4 protein-coding genes, 1 rRNA gene and 1 pseudogene are annotated in these 4,697 nt (G+C 39.6%); 4 read left to right on the forward strand and 2 right to left on the reverse strand.

Annotated features, from left to right (window positions below; genetic code table 11):
• The 4 genes and pseudogenes from FTU82_RS15635 to FTU82_RS15645 form a co-directional block, all read left to right on the forward strand.
• Positions 1-109, forward strand: a pseudogene (locus tag FTU82_RS15635) (IS701 family transposase); the annotation flags it as partial.
• Between the two features lie 45 nt (positions 110-154).
• A complete protein-coding gene (locus FTU82_RS16350) occupies positions 155-568 on the forward strand; it encodes a hypothetical protein (protein ID WP_306669839.1) in 414 nt (137 codons plus the stop codon).
• 51 nt (positions 569-619) lie between these two features.
• The gene (locus FTU82_RS16355) at positions 620-1,360 is read left to right on the forward strand and encodes a hypothetical protein (protein WP_306669840.1); all 741 of its coding nucleotides are present in this window, start codon (positions 620-622) and stop codon (positions 1,358-1,360) included.
• An 85-nt stretch (positions 1,361-1,445) separates the two neighbouring features.
• Entirely contained in the window at positions 1,446-2,825 is a 1,380-nt protein-coding gene (locus tag FTU82_RS15645) for a dihydrolipoyl dehydrogenase (RefSeq protein ID WP_180001895.1), read from the forward strand.
• On the opposite strand, the gene FTU82_RS15650 is transcribed toward FTU82_RS15645, so the two are convergent.
• Positions 2,791-4,410 (reverse strand): Na/Pi symporter, encoded by a 1,620-nt coding sequence (locus FTU82_RS15650; RefSeq protein WP_180101626.1) that lies wholly within the window; start codon positions 4,408-4,410, stop codon positions 2,791-2,793. The genes FTU82_RS15645 and FTU82_RS15650 overlap by 35 nt on opposite strands.
• 168 nt (positions 4,411-4,578) lie before the next feature.
• Positions 4,579-4,693: ribosomal RNA gene (gene rrf / locus FTU82_RS15655) — 5S ribosomal RNA — on the reverse strand.
• Between the last annotated feature and the right edge of the window lie 4 nt (positions 4,694-4,697).

The raw sequence follows: 4,697 nt of genomic DNA on the forward strand, positions 1-4,697 counted from the left end.
AAATGTATATCGTTGGCAGAAGAAATTATTTAGACCAGTTATCAAAAACTTCATTGATGACTTTATTCTCGATAAAAATCATCTGCTACCACAGAGAATCTATAAATAATAGTGCGTAAGTCCTATTCTTTATATAATTATTTTGGGGTAAAACATGAAGTTTAATAAAAGTGTGCTTGTTATCACTTTAGCAGGTTTTTTAGCTGCATGTGGGGGCGGTGGTTATTATGATAATACCTCTACAAATGGAGAAAATACTATTGATCCATCAGAAACGCCGTCAACAGCAGATCAACAAAAAGTTTTTAATGCTTTAAAAGTGGAAGCAGCTTCTTTATTTGGTCAAGCTAATTCTGAAAAAAAGGGCTATATTGATCACGCCTTAGATACCTATGCTGAAAGTGTATTAAAAATTTCACAAGATATTCGCAATGTGAATATTACTGCCTTTAAAAATACGCATCGTTTAGAGAAATGTTTTGCAAACAGCACAACTGATTTCCGCGCATGCTATGTATTCAAAGGAAATGAAATTAGAAATTTACTTGGCAGTAAATACGATGGGTAGGACTTTGAAATTGATAAAGGAATCAATGCAGCAGGCGTTGCCTATGATGATTTGACCAATATTCGTCTAAAGTCAGATGATATTCTACCAGATTTAAATAGCTACTATGGTGAAACCTATTTATTTGTGTTTGAAAATAAAAATCCTCTAAAAAACTTACAAGATATTACGATTGCTGGTGCATTTTCATATCCATTTAAACAAACACAAGGTCTTCAAAAACGCTTTATTCTCATTAACCAAGAAACAAGTGATTTCAAAATTGATGTAACAAAAAGAATTCCAACTGAAGTGACGAATGAAGAAGGCGAGCCTGAAATTGTTTGGGAAGATCAAGTGACCACAATGGGTGCCTTAAGTATTTATAAAGTCCCTAAAACTGCTGATCAAAGTGAATACTATGTGACGGAAGCAGGTTCGGGCTTTAATACACTGATTAATGACAATACCAATGTCGCGTATGCTGAGCCTGTAAATTTCAAAATTGAATCTACACATGGTGATAAACCTAGTACATACAAAATCTTAAATAATATTGAAACACTTAACTTACCAAGTGTTTCAATTGCGGGTACACGTGTTGAGCATGAAGCACCTACACTGAATGCGAAAGAATTTGTTGGGAGTATTTATTTACAAGGTCCAAATATTTTGAACTTTAAAGCATCAACACTTAATTCAGTATTGACGTTTAATCATCTTATTAACGAAGTTCAATATCAAGGAACATCAACCAATACTACAGGTGGTGTAACAACCAATATTACTTCTCCAAAAAATGTAAAATATTAATGTAAAGATTTAATAAAAGCCCTCTTTTATAGAGGGTTTTTTTGTATATTGGAATTAAGAATACAAATTTTGAAAAAGTCTAGATATGTACGACCTCATCATCATTGGCGCAGGCACAGCCGGAATCAGTGCATATAATGAAGCCATCAAATACAACCAGAATATTTTAATTATCAATGATGGCCCATGGGATACCACCTGTGCCCGTGTCGGCTGTATGCCGAGTAAGCTGCTGATCTCATCTGCAAATCGGATGCATGACATTCAGTCTGCAGAAGCTCTCGCTTTACAACATGATGCCGCGGTGGATACTTCAAGAGTCATGCAACGCTTGCATAGCTTAAGAGAACGTTTTATTCGTGCAACCTTGAAAGGCGTAGATCAATGGGAAGCTTCACATAAAATTTCCGGTCAAGCCAAGTTTATTGATACACATACTGTTGAAGTCAATGGACAAACCTATCAGGCTAAAAGCTTTATTGTTTCAGTGGGTTCACGGCCTAATATTGATAAAGTATTAAAGCAAGAATTAGGCGACAGATATCTGACTTCTGATGAAATATTTGAACTTTCCCAATTACCCAAGTCCTTAGCAGTAATCGGAAGTGGTGTAATTGCCATTGAGCTGGCCCAAGCCATGCAACGGCTTGGCGTATCCACCACCATGTTTGCTCGTAGCCAGAAAGTAGGCTCGTTAAGCAGCCCTACTTTGCAGTCACTCGCGCAAAAAGAGCTCAGTCAAGAGATCAATATCAAGTTTAAAGTCTTGCCAGATCAAGTCAAAAAACTAGCCGATCAGATCAAGATTAATTTTACTGAGAATGATCAAGTGCAAAGTATTGAAGTTGACTATATCTTGGGTGCTACAGGACGTCAGACGAACCTAGATCGTTTAGGCTTAGACCAATTAAACCCTGCTTTTACAGATATCAAAAAACTGCCTATCAATAAAAAAACCAAACAACTCGCAGATCTGCCAATATTTATAGTCGGTGATGCCGCACCTGATGCCCCCATTCAACATGAAGCTGCACATGCCGGCAAAGAAGTGGTGCATAACTGTTTAAATTATCCAGAAGTTAAACCGATTCCAGCACTCACTGTATTGGCAATCGTATTTTCTCATCCGGAAATGGCGATTGTGGGACAAAGTTTTAAGCAGCTAGAACAGCAAGAGATTGAGTTTATCCGAGGATTTGCCTCCTATGAAAATCAGGGACGGGCGCTGGTACTGGCAGAAAATAAAGGCGGTATCGAAGTTTATATTGATAAAAAATCAGGCAAATTATTAGGCGCAGAACTGTTCTGTTCACAAGCCGAACATCTTGCCCATCTTCTGGCCTGGACCATTGATGCAGATCAGGATATCCACCAAATTCTGGCGAAACCTTTTTACCATCCAACGCTGGAAGAAGGTCTCAGATCGGCACTCAAACATGCTCGTCGTCAATTTGATGCATTGTAAGTGCTTGCTGACGTTCATTGAGCACATTAATCAGACGATGACTGTGGGCAACTAAACGATCTAACCAACGCTGAGCAGCCAGTAACTCCAAAGTTTTGGCTGCATTCAACTGATAGGTTGAAGCATAAATATTAATTTTTTCACGTAATTCACTACGATGCTGCTTACTCCACTGTTTTAGATGCCCCATTTCAATATACAGCTGACTTAAATCTTCAGATGAATCGATATCAGGCATCACAGTTCCGGCATTTTCCAGAATCTGGATAAAATCCAGGGCAATCTGATGAATCGTGGGCTGGGTCCGAATACTCACCACATGCTTCAAGTTTTCCAAATCACTGCGCAATACTTTTAAATAAACCATCATCCTTAATACGTTAAAGAGCCGGTTTTGATCAGCGCTATTTTCAGGCACAACAATTTTTTCCAGGTAATCCTGTAACTTATGGATTAATTCATCTTGCTGTTTTAACTCATTGGCTGAAACCAGTTCTGCCGATTTGATGGCTTTTACAATCCAGGCATATTGAGTCAATATTGTTTTAAAGATCACCTGTTCTGCGGTATTAATGGCAACTGCAGGCACAGCCAGACTAGCTTCATCCAAGGCTTGTAATAATGAATCTTCATGTGCTGGAATATATTTCACCAACAGCCGTTCAAAGGGACGCAGCAATGGCATAAAAAATAAGGCGCCACATACACTAAAGGCTGTATGAAAAGCCGCCACAATCACCACATGATCCCAACTCGATAAAAAATACTGGGGCTGATAAAGCCATAAAAATAAAGGAACCAGAATACAAAATGCAAAAATTGCACTTACTACATTAAAGCAGACATGTACCGCTGCAGTTCGTTGGGCATTTGCATTGGCACCGATGGCGGCAAGAACTGCAGTTGCAACGGTGCCAATATTCTGGCCAATGACCAGCATGAGCGCTTGATCAAGCTGAATGGCCTGACCTGCCAATGCGGCAAGTGTGGCTGTAATGGCGGCACTAGAGGACTGTAAAATTACCGTCATCACCAAGCCAAAAAGCACCAGTAACAGTTTGGCAGCCAGGCTTTCAGTAGAGAAAATGGAAAGGTCGAGATATTCTGCAACCCCTGACATGGCCACCTGAAGCAAATCAATTCCAAAGAAAATCAGTCCGAAGCCTGCAAGCGCCAAACCAGTGAGTGCGGTACGTCCATGGGCCAATATTTTAAGTAAAGCACCTATAGCAATGAGGGGTAAAGCCACTTGCCCAATCGAAAACTTTAAACCTAAAAAAGCCACAATCCAGCCAGTAGTAGTAGTACCAATATTGGCACCAATAATTACACCAATGGCTTGCGAAAAAGAGAGTACACCGGCGCTGACAAAGCCAATCGTTGCTAAAGTAGTCGCTGTAGAGGATTGCACAATGACAGTCAAGGCAATCCCTGAAGTCATTGCTTTAAAAGGAGAACCGGTAAACCGCCCTAACCACTGTCTTAGTGTTTCCCCTGCAATGTCTTTAAGACTCTCGGTCATTAAAGTCATGCCAAGCAAAAATAAACCAATCCCACCACAAAGCTGTGCAAATACCTCAAACACGCATATTCCTAGGCTTTAAAATTTTAATGATTAAAACACAATCAGCCTGATTTAAGAATGGCAATTTTTTTGAGTAAATTCAGAATATTATTTTAATTTCCACTATTTTTCTTTTTCCCGCACATAAAAAAACACCCCCTGCATAAGCAGGGGGTGTTTGGAATAATGAGCTGGCGATGACTTACTCTCACATGGGTAACCCCACACTACCATCAGCGCAAAGAGGTTTCACTTCTGAGTTCGGGAAGGGATCAGGTGGTTCACTCTTGCTATTGTCGCCAGCACAA

This window comes from Acinetobacter sp. YH12151 (assembly GCF_013418355.1).
Lineage (GTDB): Bacteria > Pseudomonadota > Gammaproteobacteria > Pseudomonadales > Moraxellaceae > Acinetobacter > Acinetobacter pseudolwoffii.